The following is a 23,460-nucleotide window of genomic DNA, read 5'->3' on the forward strand; positions in this document are numbered from 1 at the left end:
TTGCAAGTCCTCCCTATTTATCTCTTAGGCGCATGCGGGCAAACTCCGCAATAAGACTGTCGTCATGTTCCTTCATCCATGATGCCAACGCTCCCCGCATGTCGGCCAACTGCTCGGCATAGGCTGTATGCCCGGCCAGATTCACCAATTCATGCGGATCATCCTGCAGATGATACAGCTCGTCAACATCGCCGCAGTTGAACACATACTTGTAGCCGCCGCGCCGAAGCATACGCTGCGTGAACATGACGCCGCCAAGTCCAGCCCCTTCCGTGACGACCGACTCCGGCCAGTCTTCCACCTCATGACCATCGACCAGTGGCATCAGTGAACGGCCATCCGTGCCCGCAGGAAGGTCATGAACACCTGCACAGTCCAGCACGGTGGCATACAGATCGCACATGCCTGCCATTGCGGACTCGCGCCGGCCTGGGGGCTGTCCATGGGCTGGCTTAATGATAAGCGGGATGCGGCACGTTTCGTCATACATGAAAAATCCCTTGTCGCACAGTCCCCCATGGATGCCTAGCGATTCCCCGTGGTCGGCGCAAAACATAATGACTGTATTATCGTACACGCCGCGCTTCTTCAGGAATTCAACGACGCGTCCGATCTGTGCATCGATATGAGTCATGCTCGCATAATAGTGCTTCACGAAAGGCTCGAACACGCTCCAATCCGTCACCGGACTTCGCTTGATATCGTGTATGCGCGGCTTGTCCGCTTCCTTTGCATGGAAGCTCGGCCAAGGCGGGATGGATATATTACGATATACATCCAAAGCGCTGCTTGGCGAAATATAAGGCTCATGCGGCCCCCAGAAGTGAATGCCCATCATGAACGGGCGCTCTCTCTCCAGAAAACGTTCCATGTGAAACATGGCGCAATTTGTCAAATAATGCTCGATCGTCGTCTCGACCGGAGACGTCACTTCCGCCGCACAATGGCCCTCGTAATGGCCTCTGATGCGGTTCTCTATTTTCAGCTCCAGTCCGGCATCCGACAAGTACTGCCTGAACTGCGGATAATCCCATCCGCCTCCCCCGTGCCCCGGAAAATCATCCCCTTCATAGCCAACATCGGAAGGCAGGGAACGATGACCCGCCATCATGTCCGGGAACGCCACATGCTTCAAGTTGCGGTCGAACTTGGAGCGTTCCACCGGGCCTTGTCCGAGATGCCATTTACCCGTATGTCCAATGCTATAATTCGTATGCCGCTGCAATTGGCGGCTGAGCAGGCCTGGGCTGTCCGGAAGCTCGTTGACGATGCAGCCCAACGTGTACGTATTGGTCTGCATGCCATGCTTGAACGGATACATGCCGGTCTGAAGCGAAGCTCTTGCCGGCGTGCAGACCGGGCATGTCGTATAAGCATTGTCGAACACTACGCTGTCCGCGGCTAACGCATCCAGATTCGGCGTCTGGCACAATGTATTCGGGTCATAACAACGGAGCGTGTCGCGGCGCTGTTGATCAGTGACGATCATAACGATGTTGGGACTCTGTTCGCTCAAGATCAAGGGCCTCCTCTAGGTTGCAGGTCTCGTATTTTGGATTCTTATGAAAATACCGATATAGCAGAACAGCGAAGCCGCGCCTCCCCGGCTGCGGCTTCGCTGTATATCCGATTATTGCTTAGACTTCTTCCACTCATCGATCTGACGCTGCGCTTCCTCCATCACTTTCTCAATGCCAGCCTGTTTATATTTCTCCATGGCCTTTGGCACATACACCTTCGGATCGACGGTTCCTGTCGTCAGCGTCTTCATGAATTCGTCCGTCACGTTCTGCACGGCCGCAATCTCGGTGCGAATCTTGGACGTATCCAGCGCAAAGCCAAGCAACGGCGCATTTATGGCCGAGTTGTTGAAATCATCGAACTTCTGCCACTTGTCTTTTGGATCTTCCGGAAGCAAATCAAGCAGAAACAAATTGCCCAAGGTGAAGGTCGGCAAATCGTAGCGTTCCTTCTTCGCAGGCAGCAGCTCGATCGTTTGTTCGTCCACCCGCTTATAGTGCTCGCCTTCTATGCCGTAGTTGATTAGGTTGCGCAAATATTTGTCCGTGTTGAGCAGATTCAGGAATTCCATCGATTTCTCCGGATATTGCGATGTCGCTGAGATCGCCATCATCGAACCGGTAACCGACCAGTTATATACAATCGGCTCTTCCGCCGGTTGAACGACGACTTTGTCCGGAATGCCCTCAGACCAGCTGTTTTCCGCATATGGCTGGTAGTGCGCCGTATCGACGAACCAACGCCCTGTCTTCAGCGCTTCACTCTGATTGGCATCGGTGTATGATGCGACATCAGACGGCAAGTATCCCGCCTTATAGAACTTACGCATCGTTTCGAACTGTGCCATCTGCTCTGGCGTATCCAGCGTAAGTTGAAGCTTCAAGTCTGTGGAATCAAGCGGAACGCCGATTGGAATATCCGCGTTAATGATATAATCGAACATTTGCGGGAGACCGATTCTGGAGTTGATCGGTTTGATATTTTCCTTCTCAAAAACCGTTTTCAGCATCGGTTCCAAATCTTCGATCGTCTTTACTTTTGCAATATCAAATCCATATTTATCGACCAGCGTCTTATTGAAGCGGAATACCCGCTGCGCCGGAAGCTCTTTGTTGACCGGTATCGCATACAGCTTCCCGTCAATCTTCGCCCCTTCGAGGAAGGAAGGGTGAAGCGTCTCCTTAATGCCTTTTCCATACTGGTCCACCAGATCATTCAACTCAAGGAAAGCTCCCTTTTGCGAATTGTTGATATAGTTGAACGCCCAGGAACAAGTAAATGCAATATCATACGGCTCGCCGGAAGCGGCAATCACTTGCATCTTCTGGTCATAATCGCCCCAATCCAGCATCTTCATCTTGATGGTGGCGCCGATTTTCTCTTTCGTATATTCGTTCACTTTCGCCATGACTTTGTCTACATCCGGCTGTGGAGTGCCAATCGTGTACCAGATGAGTTCAACCGGCTTCTCGTCCTTCTTGGCCGTATCGCCGGAAGCATCGCCCGGCTTGCTGCCGGAAGAACTGCTGCCGCATGCCGCCAGTACCATTGATGACATGAGCACCATAATGAGGGTGAGCAGTAATGTCCTCTTTCCACGTTTCATCGTAAATCCCCCTTGCTGCAAGATATTTTCTAAAGCTGTTGAGATCAGTCAGTGCTATCGTATCCTTGCAAACGGACTTCCTGGGTTATAAATGGAATTACTGCAATAAGCGAGGATAAGGATTACAAACGGCGGGATCAGTACGATACTGCATAGCCATTTGTAATCGCTTACATTGATATATTTTTATTATATTTGACCTATTCGATAGAATCAACCTATTTTTCTCAATAAGCCCGCTTCAGCCTGTTTTTGTTTTCCGCAGCCTTCGCCACGCACACCTTCGATCAACGGTGTTTTATATAACTTTTTGTACAAAATGGTTAATATTTTTAGTATTGTTTTCATTTCTCAAATACCATGGTAAAATATAGGAAGTCAATGAAGAAGCAAAGAAAGGTGCAGATGTAGTGTGATCAATAAAACTGTAGCACTCATCCCCACGTGCGAAAAATCATGTTAATAGAATAAAAGGAAAAGAAATACTGACCTTGCTACATTCCAACTTTTGTCAACGCTAAGCACCTTCGGTTATAGCACCCCACTTCATGTAATAAATAAAATTTCATTTCTTTTTTTCCAAAAAAAAACTGTCAGATATAATAGTGTGATTATTATGGAAGGAACATTAATCTATGCGTTTAAGCGAGATGGAAAAAGAGGTAGCCGTTCTTATTGCACACGGATATAAAGACGTTGAAATTGCAAAACAGCTTTTTATCAGCCGACGACGAGTAGGCGAGATCATCTTTCTGATTAAAAAAAAGTGGAAGATTTCTTCACGTGTGGAGATCGGCGTTCTTGCGTATCACTTCGGTTGGATGTGTCCATTGGATCCACCTTCCACCGATAGGGAAATGAAGAGGTGACGCATATGTTTAAACGAGTACCATTCATTGAACAAATCGAAGATAGTGAGTGCGGGCTAGCCTGCACAGCAATGCTTCTTGGCTATTACGGTCATTCCATAACCCTCCATGAAATTAGAGAACAATTTGGCATCTCCAAGGGCGGTTCTTCCCTAGCTCATTTAGCGCAGATCGGTGCACATTATTGCATGAAATCAAAAGGATTGAAAACGGATTTCCCCGGGCTTGCTTCTGTACCTCTTCCCGCTATTGCTCAGTGGGATCATCATCGTATTTGGAAAAGGTGACCAATTAAATTTTTTCTAATTTCCTCCCAGTTGTCGTTTAAAGGCTTCAAATAGGCTTGAATATTCGCGGCAAAGAAGCTGGTTCGATTCGTAAGCAACTTGCTCAGGACGGGATATTCATCGAAAAAAACCATCATTTGCTCTGTGTTTACGAACCTCAGCCGCACATAACTGCGGAATCATTGTTCCGGGGTATCGCCTTCCAACAAACATTGCTCTTTGCAAGCATGCAATTCATTAATGAACGACTTGCTTGCAATGTATACCAGTGATTCACAAAATTCTTCCATCAACATTGTAAGGCTTGTTTCTGATAGCGTTATCAAGGCATAGCTGGCGTTTAGCTCGTCTAATCTCTCTTTCGCCCATACTAAGAACCACTTTAAAGCCATTGCAAAATCGTCTGTATTCTGCACTTGATTTGGAAGCGTGTGATGTCATTACGTTTTCCAGAATCCCCACTCCTTCAAAAATGGTTCCTCATAGCATCGCAAAACGTCTTCATCCTGCAGCTGAGCAATATAGCTTTTACCTCCATCACTGGATCTGTTTAAAAACAATTGCATTCGTTGTTTCATCATAGGATGGATGTCTACATCAGCAGTTTCCAGTAAAAGAAGTAACCTTTCCGCATCTTCCCGTTTATTCTCTAATCTTATATTCACCACCTCATAACATAATATAAGCGCCACCATTTCCCTGCTTTGCTTTGGTAACGTTAGATTGGATATAGATTCTTTTAGCACTTCAACAAAATCGTTTTTTATCCTAAGTTCTTTTCCTGTAACTTGGCAAAAGTACATAATGAAATAGAGGATGTGTAAATCAGACAAATTTAAAGCTATATTTTGTTTATTGTTTTCGAATGTAGAGCTCAAGTGGTATTCTGACTCATTCAGCAGAAAACGTAAGCTATCTTTGTTGACATGAGGAACAGTGAAGAACAAGGCCCAATAATAGGCTAAAGCATAGTTTTTTCGAAACATCATTATGCCTTGCTTTCCATCGGTCATCAGCAGAGTACCAATTCCAATTACGAGAGATAATGTTCCATACAATGACATAAAACCAATGCTATCATTAGGATAGCTCACTATCAGGGCGGCACCCCCGGTTACTATACTAATGAGTGGTCCCATAACGGAAATAACAAATTGCCTTTTGCAATCCGCCTTGAATGAATCTGCATCCTGAACATAATTGGATGAATCTACCATAACGGCTCCGAAAAAATATTTATTCTTCCAAGAAACTTTCAATCTTTTTTGCTGTACAAACAGCATAAAGGGGCCCCATAGAAATTGGACGATTTTCGCTCGCGTCAGCAGAGCTCCGATCACATGTCCAATCTCATGGATTAAGATTGCGACGGGAAATGCAATGAGGAGTAACACCAGAACTTTGATGATATGAATAGCAATATCCGATTCATACACTAAAAGCAACACTGACAACGATAGAATCAAACCGAACAGAAATGGCATTATGGATTGTTTCACAGTTACCTCCCTCTTTTAAATCGAGTAAGACATATATTCATACTAATGTCTTACTAATTAACGCTCATTTAACATTCCTTGATGGAAAGAAAAATTGTCACACCAGTTGCAACACCTGCACCGAATTTACCACTTTCATGAAATTCCGCCCTCCTTTCCAATCATTTGAGATTCAATTCTCCATTTATCCTATCAATGCTTCACTCTTGTTTGCACTTCGCAAAGTTGCAAAGTTTCGTTTGCGGTCGGAAAGCATCAAGTTGTTTTAATTAACCGTTAGCTATTGTTTACCACATCCCTTGACGCTGCGCGAAAATGTGCAGTAATCATGAAGCAGCCAAAAACAAGCACCTCCGCGCATCGGGTTCATGCGGTTGGGAAGGTGCTTGTTTTTATTGAAATGGGAGTTCCGCATTCACAGGCATGCGCAGCTGAACCAGCTATTTGCGCAGCAGCTTGTTCGCCTTCTCCGTAGCCGCTTGCAGCGCCTCGTCAGGAGTTGCTTGGCCGAGAACGACCCGCTGAATTTCGGTCATGATGACCTCCTGCAATTCTTTGTATCCAGGCACCATCGGACGGGCTTTTCCGTATTGGAGCTGGTCGATGGCGACCTTGAAGTTCGGATCCTTCGCAAATGCCTGCTTTAACGTATCGGACTCTACGGCCGATTTGCTGACAGGCATATATCCGGAGCCCTGCGACCACCGAATCGTCTGCTCTGCGCCGGTCATCCATTCGATGAACTTCCATGCCGCCTGCTTCTCCTCGGCGGACGATTTTGCGAGCACGGCTAGGTTCGCGCCGCCCGTGGGAGCGCCGTAGTCTTTATTCGCGGGCAAAAAGGCAGTGCCGACATCGAACTTCGCGGTTTCCTTCAAGCCCTTCAAGTCGCCCGTCGACGTAAAGATCATGGCGACCTGTCCGTTGACGAAGTCCTGCTTGGCCACGTCCCATGCATTGTATTTTTCACCGGGAGGATTCTTCATGATGCCCTCCTTAATCATGCGCGACCAGAATTCGAGCGGCGCTTTGCCCGCTTCGTTATGAAGCGCGAGCTGCTTGTTGTCCTCCGTCAAAATGCTGCCTCCGCTCTGGAAGACGAGCGCTTCGTAGAACCAGATGTCAATCGGTGTGGAGAAGCCGTAACGCACCGTCTTCCCGCCTTCCTGATTCGTCAGCTTGCGGGAGAATTCCTCCAGCTCCTGCCACGTCTTCGGACCATCCGGACTGAGACCCGCCTCCTGCAAGAGCGCCTTATTCAAGTAAAGGAGCGGCGTGGAACGGTTGAACGGAATGGCATATAGTTCGTCCTTCCAATAGGAGTTCCCCATCAAGCCTTCAATGTAATCCTTCTCTTTGCCTTGGGTATACGAAGTTAACGGCTCGATGACTTTCGCGTCCGCGAACGCGCCGACCGAAGCGACTTCAATCATCGTCACATCGGGTTGGTTGCCGGCGGCGACCGCGGCCAGCACTTTGGAATGGTTCGTATAGTAGTCGCCTTGATAAGCCGGCTTCACGATGACTGTATCCTGAGCGGCGTTGAAGTCGCTCACCATCTGCTCAATGAGCTCGCCATTTTTGCCGCCGAGGGAGTACCAGAAATCAATTTCCACCGGTTTGCCAGAGGCTGGCTCTGAGGTGACATCCACCTGCGCCGCGGTCGTTGGTGCGAGACCGCCATTTTGTCCCTCGGCTGTACCGCCTGCCGCTTTGGTGCCGCAGCCCGCCAGCAAAGTTGCCAATCCTATGAAAGCCGCCAACAACAGATGAAGCATCCGCTTGCCACGATACAAAATCGAAATCACGTTTCTCCAACCCCTTTTTTGGATGTTATGATTCACTTCCTTACTTCGTGCTGTATACAAATGCCCGCATAATATGGCGCTGGGCCAGAACGAACAAGAGCAAGGCCGGAACGACCAGCATCAGATTCCCGGCCATCAGCACATTCCACGCGCTCATGCCTTCGGTCTCCTTCAGCATGGCGATTCCGACGGGAAGCGTCCGCATCTCGGCTTGATTCGTCATGATTAGCGGCCAGAAATAATCGTTCCAATGATAAATAAGACTGAAAAGAGCGAACGTCGTCACGGCTGGCGCCGACATCGGAACCGCAATGCGCCACAGTATCGTCCACTCGGACGCATGATCCAACCGGGCCGCCTCCAGCATATCTTCCGGAATCTGCATGAACGACTGCCGGATAAGGAAGATGCCGAACGCGCTTGCCCCGAATGGCAGAATTAACGCCCACAACGTATTGACGAGGTTCCAGCCGCTCATCTGCACATAGATGGGAAGGAATACCACCTGTGAGGGAATCATAAGCGCAAGCAATAGAAGGCCGAACAAGAAGCCTCTGCCCTTGAAGCGGAATCGCGCGAAGGCGTAGGCTGCCGGAATGCCGGTCAGAAGCTGCAAAGCCAAAATACTGACGGCGACGATTATATTATTCAACACGTACCGGCCAAAAGGACCTGAATTCCACGCCGCCTCGAAGTTGTCCCAACGCCATTCCTCCGGTACCCATGACGGCGGGAATTGCAGGACTTCGGACTGTGATTTGAAGGCGGTCACGAGCATCCATAAGAATGGAAAGAGAAAGATGCCCGCAACGGCAATGAGTGCGATACCCTCCAACATGCGGACCGGCCATTTGCGTACAATCGTATGCACGACGGCAACCCCCTTCATTTTTTGTGTAGCGAACTAGTGGTAATGCACCCTGCGCGAGAGCAGCGCAAAATGCGCGAGCGTCACAAGACCGACAGCGGCAAGCAGCACGACAGATCCGGCTGCGGCGTAACCGCCGTTAAAGAAATCCATGCCTTGCTCGTAAATGTAATAGACAAGCATATTGGTGCTATTCACGGGACCCCCTTGAGTCATGATGCTGATCGTGTCGAATACTTGAAACGAGCTAATCGTGTTCATGATGAGCAGGAAGAACAGGCTCGGCGACAAGAGCGGGATCGTAATCCGCCAGGTTACACGCCAGCGCGATACGTTATCCAGCATGGCCGCTTCGTGGATCTCCCGCGGGATGCTCTGCAATCCGGCAATGAGCACGATCATGTTGTAGCCTACGCCTTTCCACAGCGCCACGAGGATAAGGGAAGGCAGCGCGGTCGATGGATCGGCCAGCCACTTCAAGCCGGACACTCCGATGGCATCGAGGATGGTATTCAGCAATCCGTACTGCGGATCCATAATCCACAGCCAGAGGATGGAGATCGAGACGAGGGATATAATATGCGGGCTGAACAGCATGCCCTGCAGCAGCCCGAACCTGCGCGAGGAACGATTCAGCCAAAGCGCAAGCAGCAAGGCCAGCAGCAGTCCCAATCCGACGGTGGCAACGGTGTAGATGGCCGTATTGGCAAGGACATGAGCGAAATCCGGGTCTTGGAACAGCTCGCTGTAATTCGCCAGTCCGTACCATGAACGGTTGGACAAGTCGAGCAGAGTCCAGTCGAAGAAGCTAAGCGTAAAGACGGACAACATCGGATAGTAGAAAAACAATGTTAAAAAAACAAGGGCCGGACCAATATAGAGATAAGGCCGAATACTCTCCCACAGACGACGGCGCCGAATGGCAGCTTCCGTCTCCTGTGCTGCTTGCGTATCCCGTTCCGCGGAAATCACGGTTCGATGTGCAGGCAAGACGGTGGACTTCATAATGGGCACCTCCCGCATTCAGATGCGCTAACGCATGCTGCGATTAACAAGGCATGGACTTTTGAACAACCTCTAATAGCGTAACGAGAAAGTGTGAACACAGTATTAGAGGTATGTTAAGCGAGCCCCCATTCTTTGCGAAGGTTTTATGAAGCTGCCTTGCCAACCTTTATCAACAGCAATAGGCATCTTTCGACGCTTCTACGCCTAAGGGGCTATATTCAACGCTTTGGTTCACTCTCCCCTTCGCTCAGTCGGCGGCACGCCAAGGTAACTCCGGTTCAACGCCATCGGGCGGCCACACTCCTGGCATGACGCTGATTCCCTGCCGCCACGATTGCCGCATCATCCGATTGGATCAAAAACGTCCTGTGCCTATCCCCGTCATTGTTTCCTGACTGTATGGGAGTATGGAGCTAGAGCTATTTTATGAAAGCCTGAAATCATGTCCGCGCGTGAAAAAGGGGCTGTATTACTGAGTGAGAGGGAGAGTGGGACAAAGAATAAATCAAGCAAACAGTCAACCCTTCCCGGGTATGGTCAAGGCCAACGAGTCCATTCAAGTTCATGCAAAAAAGCCTGCCTTCCTCTGCACACGCAAAAGGAAAACAGGCTGGCAAGCCGAACGTATAAGGGCTGACACGGATGCATCAGTTAGAAGCCCGCTCCCGTTCCAGATCGTCCGGCACACGGAAGCTTCTGGCCCAATACAGAAACGGAGTCGATGCAATGGACAAGATTAACTTCACCAGATAAGTGGTCAAAAAGATTTGAAACCAGACGTCCCACGTATATAATCCGGATCCGGCAAAAGCAATCGTACAGAAAACGAGCGAATCAGCCAATTGACTAATGCCGGTGCTTCCGTTGCTGCGGATCCACAGCTGGCTTGCTTTCGGATATTTCGCTCTCACGAGGGCAAACAGCTTCACATCGAGAAACTGGCTGACAAAATAAGCAGTCAAGCTGCCTAGCGCCAGACGCGGCATGAGACCGAATATCGTTTCGAGCGACGACTGGGCAATGTCGGTCGGCTGCGGTGTGAAGACGAGCGCCATCTGCATGATGACCGTCGTCATAATGAGCGTAAAAAAACCGAACCATACGGCGCGGCGCGCTTCCTTCGGCCCATATTTTTCGTTCAGCAAATCAGACGTCATGAACAGGCTGGCATTGGCCGTGTTGCCAAGCGTCATGACGATGCCGAACATTTCGATCGTCTTTGCCACTTGAATGTTGGCGATTACGGTCATAACACCAATCCAGGCATATAAGCCGTACTTCCCGAACAGGCGGTAGCAGAGCAAAAAGAACGCAAAGTTCGCCAAAACGAACGTGACGCCCCACACAAAGTTATACATGATGCAATTCCCCTTTAGTTTTGATTACGCGGGAGGTTTCGAACCGCGGCGCCGGTGAGTCCCGGACGCAATCGTTAACTTTAACATAAATCGATGAGAAAGCCAATATAAAAAACGCATGCCCGGATTGCTTAGAGCCGGACATGCGAAACGAATACTTTCCTTATCAATGCGGGTTGCAGTTTAAGATGACATTTCCCAGAACTCGTAGCCCTGTCCAGATTGCAAATAATCTATCCCCTTCTGCATAACTTTGATTTGCGCCTGATAGTCCTGCAAGCTGAACTGTATCGAAATAAGGCGCGGCGGCGATAAAACCGCCTTATGCTCCTCATATGCCGTTTCCAACTGCCGCAACAACCGAATTCGCTCGTCTATCCCCTCTTGCAGCCAGCGAACCAAAGCATCGGCGCTTCCGTATTTCCCAAAATATAATCGAGCCAATATATCCGAGCGATAAAAGTCCGGTTGAACGGGAGAAGCTAAGTAGTGCTGAAACTGCCGCTCGCCAAGCTCCGTAATGGTGAACATGTGCTTATTCGGCTTGCCCTCTTGCACGACGATCTCCTTGACGATCATGCCGGATTTCTCCAATTGCTTCAATGCCGGATACACGGAACCATAGCTGGCGTCAAAAAAATGGGACAGCCCCATTTCATACTCTTGTTTAATAGCATATCCCGATTTGGGGCCTTGCATGAGCAGGCCGAGAACGACGTCTTTCGCTTGCATGTTCTTTTCACCTCTTTGTTAGTCGGCAAGTTTGTTTTTGTAAAGAGCATGTAGTGGTTGACATATGATTCGAGTGAAATTTAGACTTTTTTTACGTGTCTATATTGTATAAGATAGCGCCCAACATGGCAAAGTATGGAGTAGTATATTTTAAAAATAACGTTTTAGGTGTGATATTTATCACATCTAAAATATGGGCCCGATGTTATAATTGGCTTGTCAAATGGTTAGTTAAAATTTTCACAAAGTATTTTTGAATAAGGAAAAGGTGGGGACTGTAATGAAAAAGAAACTTGTACTGTTGTTATCCGCAGTATTGGTCGTAGGCATGCTGGCTGGCTGCGGCGATAAGAAAGAAGAAGCGAAAGAGCCTGCAGCAGGTACGGAAGCACCGGCAACTACTGACACAAACACGACTGCGGAAGCTCAATACAAAGATGGCGAATATCATCAGGAAGCATCTGACTTTGACGAAAAATCCGGCTGGAAAGATACCCTCGACATTACTGTAAAAGACGGTAAAATTACAGCAGTCAACTGGGACGCTGTCAGCAAAGACGGCGGCAAAACTAAGAAAGAACTCGGCGAAGAGTATGGCATGAAAAAAGGCGGCTCTGAGTTCGAATGGAGCGAGCAAGCTGCGAAGATGGAACAAGAATTGATCGCAAAGCAAGATCCTAAAGCTGTCGCAGTTAACGATGAAGGCAAAACAGACGCTGTATCCGGCGTATCCATCCACGTAAGCGGCTTCGTTCAATTGGCTGAACAAGCGTTGGCTCAAGCGAAGTAAGACGAATCTCTTATCTTCCTTGATGGAAATAAGTAAGACTTTGGAAGCTCCGCTGTAGGAAAGCGAGATGGTCAACGAGCATGTTTTGAACGGCTTGGTGAAAAACATCATTGCTTTTTTACTTGCGGGGCTCCATTGTTGATAGCATGAAGTTCAATTTTTAACCATTTACACCATTTATAAATAATATAGCTATCGCAGGGGTGAAACCATGAAAAAGATCGTTGTGTTGGGCGGCGGTTACGGTGGGGTCCTGACGGCGAAGAAGCTGGCGAATCGTCTGAAAAAGGACAAAGATGTCAGCATCACGCTCATAGACCGCAAACCTTTCCATACGATGATGACCGAGCTGCACGAAGTCGCGGCCTGCCGTGTCGACGAAGAAGCCATCAAGATGGACCTGAAGCAAATCTTCGCCGGCCGCAAAGTAGAAGTCGTATTGGATGAGGTCACGAATATCGATTTCGACGGCAAGGCATTGAAAGGCAAGAAGAAATCTTACGATTATGACTATCTGGTTATCGGTACCGGTTGTAAGCCATCTTTCTTTGGCATTGCCGGCGCGGAAGAGAACTCGTTCTCGCTGTGGTCCTTCGAAGACGCAGTCGTATTGAAGCATCAAATCCGCCAAATGTTCATGGATGCGACGAAAGTAACGGATCCAGAGCTCCGCAAGCAAATGCTGACGTTCGTTGTCGTAGGCGCCGGCTTTACAGGTGTGGAGATGGTCGGCGAATTGGCGGAATATCGTGAAGAGCTGTGCCGCGAATTCTATGTGGACGAATCGGAAGTTCGCCTTGTCGTAGCCGACATGGCTCCGAAAATTCTGCCTATCCTGCCGCAGAACCTGATCGACAAAGCGGATAAATATCTCCGTAAAATGAAGGTCGAAATCGTAACCGGGGCTAAAATTTCCGGCGTTACGCCGAATTCCGTCGTTCTCGGTGAGAATAACGAAATCAAATCGAACACCGTCATTTGGACGGCCGGCGTCGAAGGTTCCGATCTGGTCGGCAACCTGGACGTGCAACAGCAAGGTCGCAAACGTATTTTGACGAACGACAAGCTGCAGTCCGTTGACCATGAAAATGTGTATGTTGTCGGCGACAACATCTTCTATATTCCGGAAGGCGAAGAGCGTCCCGTTCCGCAAATGGTCGAGAACGCCGAGCATTCCGCAGGTCTTATCGCCCATAATATCACTTGCGACATCAAGGGTGGCACGAAGAAGTCCTATAAACCGACGTTCCACGGCACGATGGTATGCATCGGCGGCCGTTACGGGGTAGCTGCCGTAGGCACACCGAAGAAGATGTTCCACTTCTCGGGCTTCATGGCGATGTTCTTCAAGCATATGATCAATATCGTGTACTTCTTGCAAGTGCTCGGCTTCCATAAGATTTGGTCTTACATGATGCATGAATTCTTCCATGTTAGAAACCGCAGAAGCTTCGTCGGCGGCCACTTCTCGAAACGTTCGCCGAATTTCTGGCTCGTTCCGCTGCGGATTTATATCGGTGTCATGTGGTTGATGCAAGGCTGGGAAAAAGGCACGAAATTGCTGAAGGATCCTTCCCAGATGTTCTTAATCCCGCCTAAGGCGATGGACGGCGTAACGGCTGCTTCGCAAGCGGTGGATGCGGTGCATTCGACCGTAGACGCTCAGACGGCGGCATCGGCCGTAGAAGGCGCAAGCACGGCTATCAAGGCTATTCCGGTGCCTGATTTCGTCAAGAGTATTGTAGATTGGTCGATGGATTTAATGTTCTATACAAATGACGGCGGATATACGACGATGGCTTACATTTTCCAAGGCTGCATGGTTGCGGCTGAAGTCATCTTCGGCATTATGCTCATCTTGGGCTTGTTCACGGCAATTGCGGCCATCGGCACATGCGCGATGGGCGTCATGATTTACACGTCCGGCATGGCTCCTTATGAGATGTTCTGGTACTTCTTCGGCGGCATCGCGCTTATCGGCGGTTCCGGCAGCACGTTCGGCGCGGATTACTATCTGTACCCTCGCCTCAAACGGATCTGGAAGAAGATTCCGTTCGTCAAGCGTTGGTACCTTTACACGGATTAATACGTAAATAAGAATAGTCTTTTATGCATACAGGAAAAGTAATGTGTACCATGTGTCACATTACTTTCCTTATTTCTTAGGGAAGCGGGGGGTTCCCATGAATCGGCAACTCATAATGGAAACAGGTCGGCTCCTGGCACAAGAGATGCCGCCTGAAGCAGGCATCCGATTAACAGTCGGAAGCGATGAGCATTTCTTGTTGGATATGGCGAGCGCGCTGCATGCCTACGATATGGGGCCAGATGAGCGGCGGGCGCTGTTAGGCTGCTATTGGCTGCTTCGTCAATCCATGCGCACCCACCAGCATGTTCCTGATGAGGAGCAGCTTGCGGGCAAAACCGTATTGGACGGCGACTTATTGATGAGCATGTATTATCAATTCGCCGCGCGGCACGGACAGATGAAGCTCGTCATCGACTTGGCCACGACTATCAAGCGCATTCAGATTCGGCGCGCGGAAGGCAACACGACGGATATGCTTCTGCACCAGCGCATATGCCGGTTTCTCGCGAAGCATTACAAGCAGGTGGCTTATGAAGTCATATAACGATTCGCTTCACGAGCAGTTGAATATCCCGCTGCAGCGCATTAATCGCGATTTAGAGCGCATCGTTCTGCACGATCCTGATGTATCCTCCCGATCCATTGTCGCTCAGAGCGTCTTGGAACTCATCCGTGCAGGCGGCAAGCGCCTTCGTCCGATGATGACGATCGTAGGCAGCCGATTCGGCACCGAGCCGGAATCCGATGATGCGTACCGTCTTGCGGCGGTCGTCGAGTTCATTCATGCGGCCTCGCTCGTTCATGACGATATTTTGGACCAAGCGGATATGCGTCGGGGCCAACCGGCTCTGCACCGTAAGACGGGCATATACAAAGCGGTCCATATCGGCAATTACATGATGAGCCGTGTCATCGAGCTGATGACTGCCAACGTCCAAGAGCCCGAACGTTACATTCAGGATGTGACGTCCGTGACGACCACCCAGTTGTGCATCGGCGAGTACCAGCAGATGCATCACCGTTATAACTTCGAGCTGTCGCTGGATGAATACTGGGAGAAGACGCGCAACAAGACAGCGCTGTTGATGGCGACATGCTTGCAGGTCGGGGCAAAAGCCTCCTATGCCGAAGACTTGGTATCCGATCGGCTTTACGCTTTCGGCGACAATCTCGGCATGGCGTTTCAAGTTCGCGACGATATTATGGACTTTACGAAGTCAGCTGAACAGTTGGGCAAACCAGCCGGTGCCGACCTTCGCAATGGCCATGCGACACTACCCGTCATATTGGCAATGAAGGATGAAGCGGTAGCGCGCAAGCTGCGCGAACTGCACTCGGCTTCACCCGACGCAGCGTTTGACGAGGCAATTGAGCTCATTCGCGCCAGCGGCGCGTTGGAGCAAGCGCTGTTGATAAGCCATGACTTCATGCGACGGGCATGGAATATCATCGATCAGCTTTCGGATTTCACCGCTCATAAGGATTTAACGACGCTGTGGAATTATTTCGAAGACCGAACTTACTAACGATATTGAACTGCCTCCATAAGTGGAAAGCCGAACCCTTTTTGCAAAGGGCTTCGGCTTTATTGTTATCTCCACTTACAAATTGTACCGTTTACTCTTTTGTGCGATAGGGCAAGGTGGTATTATGTTAATGTGCAGTTTGCTTGTCAAGCTTTCACATCTTAGATAAAGGGGGATCGACAATGAAGCCTCGACGATTTGTTATCGAAGCCGTGATGTTAGCGGTATACGGTCAATTATTTACTCCTAAGCGCCCGGTGGAGTATATCATTCCTTACACGACCATTATGGAATTGTATGAGATGCGTCAAGAAGGCGATCAGGTGATGCCCGACCCTGAAGATGACGTACACGCCAAGCAGCAGATTGAGCAGCTCATTACATTTTTCGAGAGCGAGCTGAATAAGAAGAAAATCGAACGCGCCTTGACGGTGCCTTGGCGTCAAAGCCCGCCGCTGCTTCTGCAAGATAACGTTTCCTGCATCATCGTGAATGCCATGGACAATGCCCGGTATGGAGAGCTGTTCGATCCAGTGGAGACTGAACTTATTCTTACTGCATTGCGCGAACAAGCTCCTCTGCTCACGGACCAATTCGAGTACGTCGGCCGTCTAATCGAGAATGAAATCCCGATTCCGATCTATGATATCGATGACTTTGATTATGCTTTAGAGCAGGAGGATGCCAAAGGCGACTCCAACATGAAGTAGAGACAACCCGCCCCTTCGTTGTCAGGAGGCGGGTTTGTTATGTGAAGTCCAGCACGATTTTACGACGCTATCTATTGTGTTGATCATTTATGTTTTTGTATATAGCCTCGTTTTGTCTAGAGTACCCAACAATGTCCACAGGGCTCCTTTCGATTTGATCACTAATCGCTATAACAAAGCGAGTGTCGTTGTAATCAATATATTTGAGCTCATGCTGCATCTCTTGCCCACTCATCGATTTCACCGTAATCCTGTCGATCGCATCGTCATATAAAATAGAAGTAAACAGAACGTTTCCATTATTCGAGATCGTATGCCAGTATACTCTAGTTTTCTCCGGTATCATTTTAGGCACATATAGATAATTGACAATTGAATGCTCTGCATTTACATAGAATACATGTGCACTGTACTGGTTATCCGTTATAAAAGATACATGGTACGAATTGACTTTATACTCTACAAGTGAGGAACGATCAAGCTGGTATTTTGAATTGAGATAGGACTGGAATGGAGCTAATTTATCGTTATTCTTCATGATGATGGCTGCCCCTATTATGATCAAAATAAGAGTGATACATGATGCAAGGAGATATTTTTTTTTCTTATTCATCCCTACCACCTTTCTTCACAGACAAAAAAGAGGAGTCGCCCCCTCTTTAAAAACTCATGTAAGTTACCTTCTCACGCAACCAATTATCATAAGATTTATCAAATGTTATACCTACAGACCACGGCCCAACACTTATACTACTTACATAATTTGAAGCCCATGTATGGCCCACACTAGCTTTGAATGAAATGGTAGTACCCGAAGGTGGATAACCATCAGTAAAGTTGAAATAATACCACATTAAATGTCTATATGCATTATATTTCTCGAACTTTGGTGGATTGACTCTTGCCACCTGAACAGTATCATCAAAATAGAAACCGGCTCCTCTGGCATCCTTTGGATCATTCGCTCTATATGACCAGTCAGTCTCAGCTAATGTGCCATGTGTAAGTGTATAAAACTTCGGAGCAAAAACATTAATATCTCGATGCAATGAAAATAACCCTATTCCATCCCTTCCTCCTACATTTATGGTTCCTGAACAGAAAGCTGGACATTGTGCATCATTATAGAAGTTTGTGTTTTGCCACATTCCTGCCATTTCGATAACATGCATATTTACTTTGGAATCATAATAGATTGTGAGCTTATCTATCTCATAATCAGCTCTAGTAGATAAGGGGGTAACTGAATTATCACCTTTATCGACCCGTATAAGACCAAGTCTTTCATAACCTTTCTCTAATTCTTCAAGCTCTGCTTTCGAAGCCAAAAAACTGTTTGAATTCGTCAAATGTTGCTCTGAGATTTGATCCAATTTTGCTCTTGCCTTTGCAACCGCAAGAAAATAGTTACCAACCTCTTCACTTCTCTTCTCAATTCTCACTTCTTCATCTTTCGAAAGAAACCTTTTATTTACTCGTAACTCGTCTCCAACCATGTTTTCATTTGCAAAGACAGTGCTAGAAATACATAACATGACGACGACAAAAGCTAAAATAGTTTTTCTCATTTTTCCCTCCTAAGAAATTATTTCCAAATGTCATATTAACCCATATTTTAGATGAATACAATAGGTATTTCCTATTTAACCGAAATCGTTTTCATTCATATTTATTGTAGAAATAAATAGAACAATGATGAAAAATTGAAATCTTCTTTGTATTGGTTCCACCATGTACAACTTAAGACCTAAAACATCTAAGTAATTCTATTGATGCCAATAATGAATTTCTTTTTATCACCACTATGAAAGACAGACAACCCCCTAGATATTACATATAAAATAAAACTCATTTTAATTTTTAAAAATGGATGGCGTATAGGACGGAAATGGTGGGCGTTAAATCGGATTCTTCGATGATCTTCATAAAATTCCATGAGGATATGGACTTGTGTACAATTGTTGTTAGAATCTCGCTTAACTCGCTAAGGAAAAGTGTCAATGAAAACACGCAGTGGTTCAACAAGGAGTCATAATGCACTACCGGAACGCTATCCATTTCGGCAGAAGTACCATTTACATTGATAAGATTAGTATCTGCCTGTACCGTTAACGTATTCCTATTCATTTTAAATGGAGTCCTTCTTTTCTCTTTGTAGTAGTTCTTTTGCCGCCGAGGAACTCGCTGACTGCATGCAGTGGGATTATGAGTTAGTTGTGCTTATCAAGGTACGGTGCTTAGGTAAGGTGTAAAGCACGTTGCATTGATTTGAAGCAAGATAGGTACTTTCTTGGCAGTGTTAAGCGTAGACGACGACGCATGTTCGTCGTTCGGTTGAGATGAGGGATTCGGCAAGAATTACCCAATATAACCCTATTCATCCGAAAGATAGAAGATTCGTTTTCCTAATAAAAAAGAAAGGAAGAATGCTTTGACGCGCACCTCCTTTCCCTATCGCACATATTCAGTTCAGAAAAAAGTCAGCCATCGTACAGAACAAGATCACCATACTAATGACTTGATTCAAGTTATATGACGCCACGTTCATCCGTTGACGGTTCGATGGCTTGATGATGTTGTGCTCGATCGCGAGCAGCACTGCTGCAGCCCCGATGCCCCCCAAGTAAATCCAGCCCAAACCCTGGATGAAGAACAGCGTCAGCAGGAGCACAACCATAATCGTGTGCAGCGAACGAGCGATAAAGAGAGAATCCTCGTACCCGAATAGGCTCGGCACCGACCACAACCCTGTTTTGCGGTCGAATTCAATGTCCTGCGTGGCATAGATAATATCGAAGCCTGCGATCCAGAGCATGACGATCGTGCCCAGAATGAATGGCGTGACGGCGAATTGGCCCGTTACCGCGAACCAAGCGCCGATGGGTGCGGAGGCAATCGTAAAGCCCAAATACAGGTGGCAAAGCCATGTAAACCGCTTCGTGTACGAATACGAGCAGATGAGCACGATCGCTACCGGCGACAGCCACAGACAGAGCGGGTTAAGCATGCCCGCTGCCAAGATGAAGATCGCGAAGTTAACGACGACGAACAGCGTCACTTCCCGTTCCCGCAGCAGCTTGCGCGGCATATGGCGGTGCGCGGTGCGCGGGTTCGCCTCGTCGAAGCGCCGGTCCACGAGCCGATTAAAGGCGTTAGCTCCATTCCGGGCTCCTACAAGCGCGATCAGCGACCACAGCATCACATGCGCCGAAGGTATGCCGCCCGCTGCCCACACCATGGAGATGACGGCGAACGGCAGCGAGAAGAGCGTATGCGAGAACATGACAAGCTCGCCGAACATGCGCGTCTTGCGGAATACTTTCTGAATCATTTCCATGAATTACTCCTCCATTGCAAAGCGTTCCGGCATTGCCGCCGTTACATCCAGCGGATGAGGCGAGGCAGGGCGATCTGATCCTATGATGGACGCCCCGATTCGCTTGACTCTGGCCAGCGGCGACCCGTGCGAATTACGCCTGAACACCAGCCAATACATTATCGAGCTCGGTCAGCATCGACTTGATGTCTTCCTCCGTCATGACGATCGGCGGCTGAAAAGCGAGCACGTTGCGGGCCACTCCATTTTTCCCGATAATGAAGCCCCGATCCTTCATCGCTTCGAGCACGCGATCCGTCAGCGCCGCACTGTCACCATCATCCGGACCGCGCAGCTCGGCACCAAGCATCATGCCTTTGCCGCGCACGTCGGCAATCATTCCGTGCTTCGCTTGGAGCCCTTGCAGTCCTGCCTTCAATAAGCCGCCCAGACGCTCCGCACGCTCTACCAAGCCCTCCTGCTCCATATAATCCAACACGGCGAGCGCCGTCGCCGACGATACCGGATTGCCCCCAAACGTCGATGCCGACGCGCGATTGAAGCTGGCCGCGATCTCATCGGTCGTGGCGAAGGCGCCGATGGGCACCCCGTTGCCGAGCGCTTTGGCCATCGACATGATATCCGGCACGACGCCGTAGTGGCTCATGGCGAACATGTGTCCCGTACGGCCGAACCCGGTCTGAATCTCGTCGGCGATAAGGAGAACGCCATATTGCTCCAGCAGCGCCTTCACTTCGCGGAAGTACCAATCCGGAGGCGCGATGATGCCGCCGTTGCCTTGAATCGGCTCTACGATCATGGCTGCAATCGTAGCGCCCTTCTCCGCGAGCACTTGCTTCAATGCCTCAACCGATCGGCGCGCAGCCGTCTCGTTGTCAGTAGCCGGGTCATATGGACGCGGAATGAAGGTTACGCCCTGATCGAGATAATCGTCGGAACGCCACATCGGAATGCCCGTTACGCCCATTGTCAAGAAGGTGCGTCCGTGCAAGCCCTGCTCCAGGGCGATGAAATCGCGCCGCTTCGTATGCAATCTGGCGAGCGTCATCGCGCCCTCATTCGCTTCCGATCCGCTGTTGCAGAAGAAGGTCCGCTTCAGCTCTCCGGGCAGAATCCCGTTCGCGAGCCGCTCTGCCAGGTCTGCCATCGGCTGGGTCAAATAGATGGTAGTCGTGTGCTGCAGCGTCTGCAGCTGCTTGATGGTCGCTTCTGTAATGCGGGGATTGCAGTGTCCGCAAGCGACGACCGATACGCCGGCAAAAAAGTCCGTGTACCGTTTCCCCGTGTCATCGAACAAATATTGCATGGAACCGCGCACGATTTGCGGCGGATTGCTATAAAAATGATGCGTGCACGGGAAGAAATATTGCTTCCGCTTCGCGACGACGCCCTCCGGCCCGATATATCCGTTCTCTTTATCTTTTCCTGTGTCTATCACCTTTCATCCACCCCTTCGTTTATACTCCGGCTGGTTCCAAGGCCAGTGCTTGTCCGAATTGAAGCGATCCGAGCGTATAACCTGCATACACCGGCTTCATCTCACGGTACAAATCTCCGCAGCGCGACAAGTCTTGAATAGCCGTCCGATACGTGCGAATGATTCCACGCAGTTGTTCGGTTGTATAGGTCTTGCCCTCAATCCGGAAATGATTCACGCCCGCTTCGTGCAGCTCCTTCAGGAATGGCATATAGCACAGCTCCTTCGCCAGCGCCAAGTGATTGCGGCCGCTCCAATCGCGGTAGACCGGATTTTCTCCTTTATCCGTCAGCAGCACAAGGTACTGATTGTCCACATGCTTGTTGTCTTCCTGCATGATCGGCTCCATCACTTCCGCATTTTCGTACAGGTCAAGCTCCAAATACATGACAATCGGCGACCCGTGCACAATGACTTCTACCGGTACTTTCGATTGCTTCAGCAGGCTTGTGAAGTCGTCCAATGGAAGCTCCAACGAAGCATGCACGCGCTCCATGCCGAAATGTCCGTGATAGAGCTCTGCCGACATATGATTGAAGACGTTCAAGTTAAAATCGCCAATCATCGGCAGTCCGAGATCGCGGAATTTGTGCATCGCGCCAATATTGGTCACAAGCAGTCCATCCAGGCCGTAATTGCCATTGCGCAGGAAATGATTGTATTGCTCCATATGCATTTCATTCATCATCCGCGGCATGCCGAGAATGATTTGGGAAGCACCCTTCATCGAGGTCAACGTTTCGAGATCATTCCGGGTAAACGGCCGATCTGGCTGAAAAACATCACCGGTCACATATACCGCATCGACTCCCTCTTCAAGAGCCGCCTTCGCTTGTTCCAAGTTGTTGACGTGTACGGACAACTGAGGACGCGCAGCTGCTGCGTCAGGCTTGCGGCTTTCCGCAATGGTGTCGCGAACCTGCTCCAACCGTTCCAGCTTCACTTCACGTTCCGCTGTTGGGGTGCTGAATACTTTCCCCGTACTATAGAACTTGCCTGTACCCTCATAACGGGTATTAATATATTCGATTCCCGGCTTGCCGAACGCATAGGCGGTCGAGAAATCACGCTTGCGATTTTCATGCAGCGTCTCGCTGTCCTTCTTGCGGTCATAACCGATCGGATCTGCAATATACCGATCAATCGCATCGCCATAGCTGTTGGTAATCATGAGCAGGAATTCCTGATCGCGCATCCGTCCTTCAAGCTTGAAGGAGGTAATGCCGGACTTAATCAGTTCTGGAATATGCTCGTACATGTACATATCTTTCGCCGCCAGCGGATATTCGGTTGGGTACACATTACCGTCCTTCTTCACCCGGTAATCCCAGCGGCAAGGCTTCATGCAGCGGCCGCGGTTGGCGCTGTTGCCATACAGCATCGAGCTGTACAAGCAGTTCGCCCCATGCACCGTACACATATCTCCGTGCACGAAATACTCGAACTCCATCCCCGTCTTCGCCTGCAGCAGCTCGGCCGTATGCAAATCCATCTCGCGCGAAGCCACGACCCGCGTCACGCCCATTTGCTTGAGCGCCTCAATCATGTCCAGATTGTGCACATTCATCATGACGGATGAATGGATAGGCACATTCGTTAAGTTCATTTCTTGGATGAGTGGGAATACGGCTAAATCCTGAGCAATGATCGCATCCGGACCAATTTCGTTCAAAAACGTCAAATAACGCTTCGCTTCGTCCAAATCCTCTTCGTTCATCAGATTGTTCACGGTCACGTATGCGCGTTTGCCCCGTTCATGCGCCATGATAATTGCTTCACGCACTTCGTCGTACGATAAATTGTAGCCCTTGCGCATCATTCTCATGTTGAGGCTCGGTCCCCCGAAATATACGGCATCGCAATTCGAATCAATGACCGCTTTGAAAATGTCAAACGTACCGGCCGGAGCCAACAGCTCAATTTCTTTTCCGTTAAAATATCTAGCCACAGTCGCTCTCCCCCAAGCTTATACTTT

20 protein-coding genes are annotated in these 23,460 nt (G+C 49.0%); 7 read left to right on the forward strand and 13 right to left on the reverse strand.

Annotated features, from left to right (window positions below; genetic code table 11):
- Positions 1 to 13: 13 nt before the first annotated feature.
- Positions 14 to 1,516 (reverse strand): sulfatase family protein, encoded by a 1,503-nt coding sequence (locus JSQ80_RS09235; RefSeq protein WP_206095096.1) that lies wholly within the window; start codon positions 1,514 to 1,516, stop codon positions 14 to 16.
- A 114-nt stretch (positions 1,517 to 1,630) separates the two neighbouring features.
- Positions 1,631 to 3,127, reverse strand: a complete 1,497-nt coding sequence (locus JSQ80_RS09240; protein WP_206095097.1) for an ABC transporter substrate-binding protein — start codon at positions 3,125 to 3,127, stop codon at positions 1,631 to 1,633.
- Between the two features lie 635 nt (positions 3,128 to 3,762).
- Between JSQ80_RS09240 and JSQ80_RS09245 the strand changes: the two genes are divergently transcribed.
- Both JSQ80_RS09245 and JSQ80_RS09250 read left to right on the forward strand, forming a co-directional pair.
- Entirely contained in the window at positions 3,763 to 3,996 is a 234-nt protein-coding gene (locus JSQ80_RS09245) for a response regulator transcription factor (protein WP_087433880.1), read from the forward strand.
- Between the two features lie 5 nt (positions 3,997 to 4,001).
- Positions 4,002 to 4,283 (forward strand): cysteine peptidase family C39 domain-containing protein, encoded by a 282-nt coding sequence (locus tag JSQ80_RS09250; protein ID WP_206095098.1) that lies wholly within the window; start codon positions 4,002 to 4,004, stop codon positions 4,281 to 4,283.
- Between the two features lie 440 nt (positions 4,284 to 4,723).
- Here the strand turns inward: JSQ80_RS09250 and JSQ80_RS09255 are convergent, their stop codons facing one another.
- The 6 genes from JSQ80_RS09255 to JSQ80_RS09280 all read right to left on the reverse strand — a co-directional run bounded on the left by JSQ80_RS09255 (position 4,724) and on the right by JSQ80_RS09280 (position 11,556).
- The gene (locus JSQ80_RS09255) at positions 4,724 to 5,782 is read right to left on the reverse strand and encodes a site-2 protease family protein (RefSeq protein ID WP_206095099.1); all 1,059 of its coding nucleotides are present in this window, start codon (positions 5,780 to 5,782) and stop codon (positions 4,724 to 4,726) included.
- Positions 5,783 to 6,222: 440 nt separating this feature from the next.
- Entirely contained in the window at positions 6,223 to 7,560 is a 1,338-nt protein-coding gene (locus tag JSQ80_RS09260; RefSeq protein ID WP_206097529.1) for an ABC transporter substrate-binding protein, read from the reverse strand.
- Positions 7,561 to 7,630: 70 nt separating this feature from the next.
- A complete protein-coding gene (locus tag JSQ80_RS09265) occupies positions 7,631 to 8,428 on the reverse strand; it encodes a carbohydrate ABC transporter permease (protein WP_240463992.1) in 798 nt (265 codons plus the stop codon).
- Between the two features lie 66 nt (positions 8,429 to 8,494).
- Positions 8,495 to 9,463, reverse strand: coding sequence for a carbohydrate ABC transporter permease (locus JSQ80_RS09270; protein ID WP_206095101.1), 969 nt, complete (start codon positions 9,461 to 9,463; stop codon positions 8,495 to 8,497).
- A gap of 650 nt (positions 9,464 to 10,113) precedes the next feature.
- A complete protein-coding gene (locus JSQ80_RS09275; RefSeq protein ID WP_087433872.1) occupies positions 10,114 to 10,824 on the reverse strand; it encodes a queuosine precursor transporter in 711 nt (236 codons plus the stop codon).
- A 183-nt stretch (positions 10,825 to 11,007) separates the two neighbouring features.
- Entirely contained in the window at positions 11,008 to 11,556 is a 549-nt protein-coding gene (locus JSQ80_RS09280) for a PadR family transcriptional regulator (RefSeq protein ID WP_206095102.1), read from the reverse strand.
- Between the two features lie 280 nt (positions 11,557 to 11,836).
- Here JSQ80_RS09280 and JSQ80_RS09285 point away from each other — a divergent pair, with 280 nt between their 5' ends.
- The 5 genes from JSQ80_RS09285 to JSQ80_RS09305 all read left to right on the forward strand — a co-directional run bounded on the left by JSQ80_RS09285 (position 11,837) and on the right by JSQ80_RS09305 (position 16,671).
- Positions 11,837 to 12,346, forward strand: coding sequence for an FMN-binding protein (locus JSQ80_RS09285; protein ID WP_206095103.1), 510 nt, complete (start codon positions 11,837 to 11,839; stop codon positions 12,344 to 12,346).
- A 211-nt stretch (positions 12,347 to 12,557) separates the two neighbouring features.
- The gene (locus JSQ80_RS09290) at positions 12,558 to 14,432 is read left to right on the forward strand and encodes an FAD-dependent oxidoreductase (RefSeq protein ID WP_087433869.1); all 1,875 of its coding nucleotides are present in this window, start codon (positions 12,558 to 12,560) and stop codon (positions 14,430 to 14,432) included.
- 97 nt (positions 14,433 to 14,529) lie between these two features.
- A complete protein-coding gene (locus tag JSQ80_RS09295; RefSeq protein WP_087433868.1) occupies positions 14,530 to 14,979 on the forward strand; it encodes an adenylate kinase and related kinase in 450 nt (149 codons plus the stop codon).
- Positions 14,966 to 15,961, forward strand: coding sequence for a polyprenyl synthetase family protein (locus JSQ80_RS09300; protein ID WP_206095104.1), 996 nt, complete (start codon positions 14,966 to 14,968; stop codon positions 15,959 to 15,961). Before JSQ80_RS09295 ends, JSQ80_RS09300 begins: the two co-directional genes overlap by 14 nt.
- A gap of 182 nt (positions 15,962 to 16,143) precedes the next feature.
- Positions 16,144 to 16,671, forward strand: coding sequence for an ADP-heptose synthase (locus JSQ80_RS09305; RefSeq protein WP_087433866.1), 528 nt, complete (start codon positions 16,144 to 16,146; stop codon positions 16,669 to 16,671).
- Positions 16,672 to 16,738: 67 nt separating this feature from the next.
- Here the strand turns inward: JSQ80_RS09305 and JSQ80_RS09310 are convergent, their stop codons facing one another.
- From JSQ80_RS09310 to JSQ80_RS09330, 5 genes are all read right to left on the reverse strand, one after another.
- Positions 16,739 to 17,284, reverse strand: a complete 546-nt coding sequence (locus JSQ80_RS09310; protein ID WP_206095105.1) for a hypothetical protein — start codon at positions 17,282 to 17,284, stop codon at positions 16,739 to 16,741.
- A 46-nt stretch (positions 17,285 to 17,330) separates the two neighbouring features.
- The gene (locus JSQ80_RS09315; protein WP_206095106.1) at positions 17,331 to 18,239 is read right to left on the reverse strand and encodes a hypothetical protein; all 909 of its coding nucleotides are present in this window, start codon (positions 18,237 to 18,239) and stop codon (positions 17,331 to 17,333) included.
- An 896-nt stretch (positions 18,240 to 19,135) separates the two neighbouring features.
- Complete coding sequence (locus tag JSQ80_RS09320; RefSeq protein ID WP_206095107.1) at positions 19,136 to 20,008, reverse strand: UbiA-like polyprenyltransferase; 873 nt, start codon at positions 20,006 to 20,008, stop codon at positions 19,136 to 19,138.
- A 133-nt stretch (positions 20,009 to 20,141) separates the two neighbouring features.
- Positions 20,142 to 21,446, reverse strand: coding sequence for an aminotransferase class III-fold pyridoxal phosphate-dependent enzyme (locus JSQ80_RS09325; protein WP_206095108.1), 1,305 nt, complete (start codon positions 21,444 to 21,446; stop codon positions 20,142 to 20,144).
- Between the two features lie 19 nt (positions 21,447 to 21,465).
- Positions 21,466 to 23,433, reverse strand: coding sequence for a U32 family peptidase (locus JSQ80_RS09330; protein ID WP_206095109.1), 1,968 nt, complete (start codon positions 23,431 to 23,433; stop codon positions 21,466 to 21,468).
- Positions 23,434 to 23,460 lie beyond the last annotated feature (27 nt).

Source organism: Paenibacillus apiarius (assembly GCF_017052585.1).
In the GTDB taxonomy this organism is placed as follows: domain Bacteria; phylum Bacillota; class Bacilli; order Paenibacillales; family Paenibacillaceae; genus Paenibacillus_B; species Paenibacillus_B apiarius.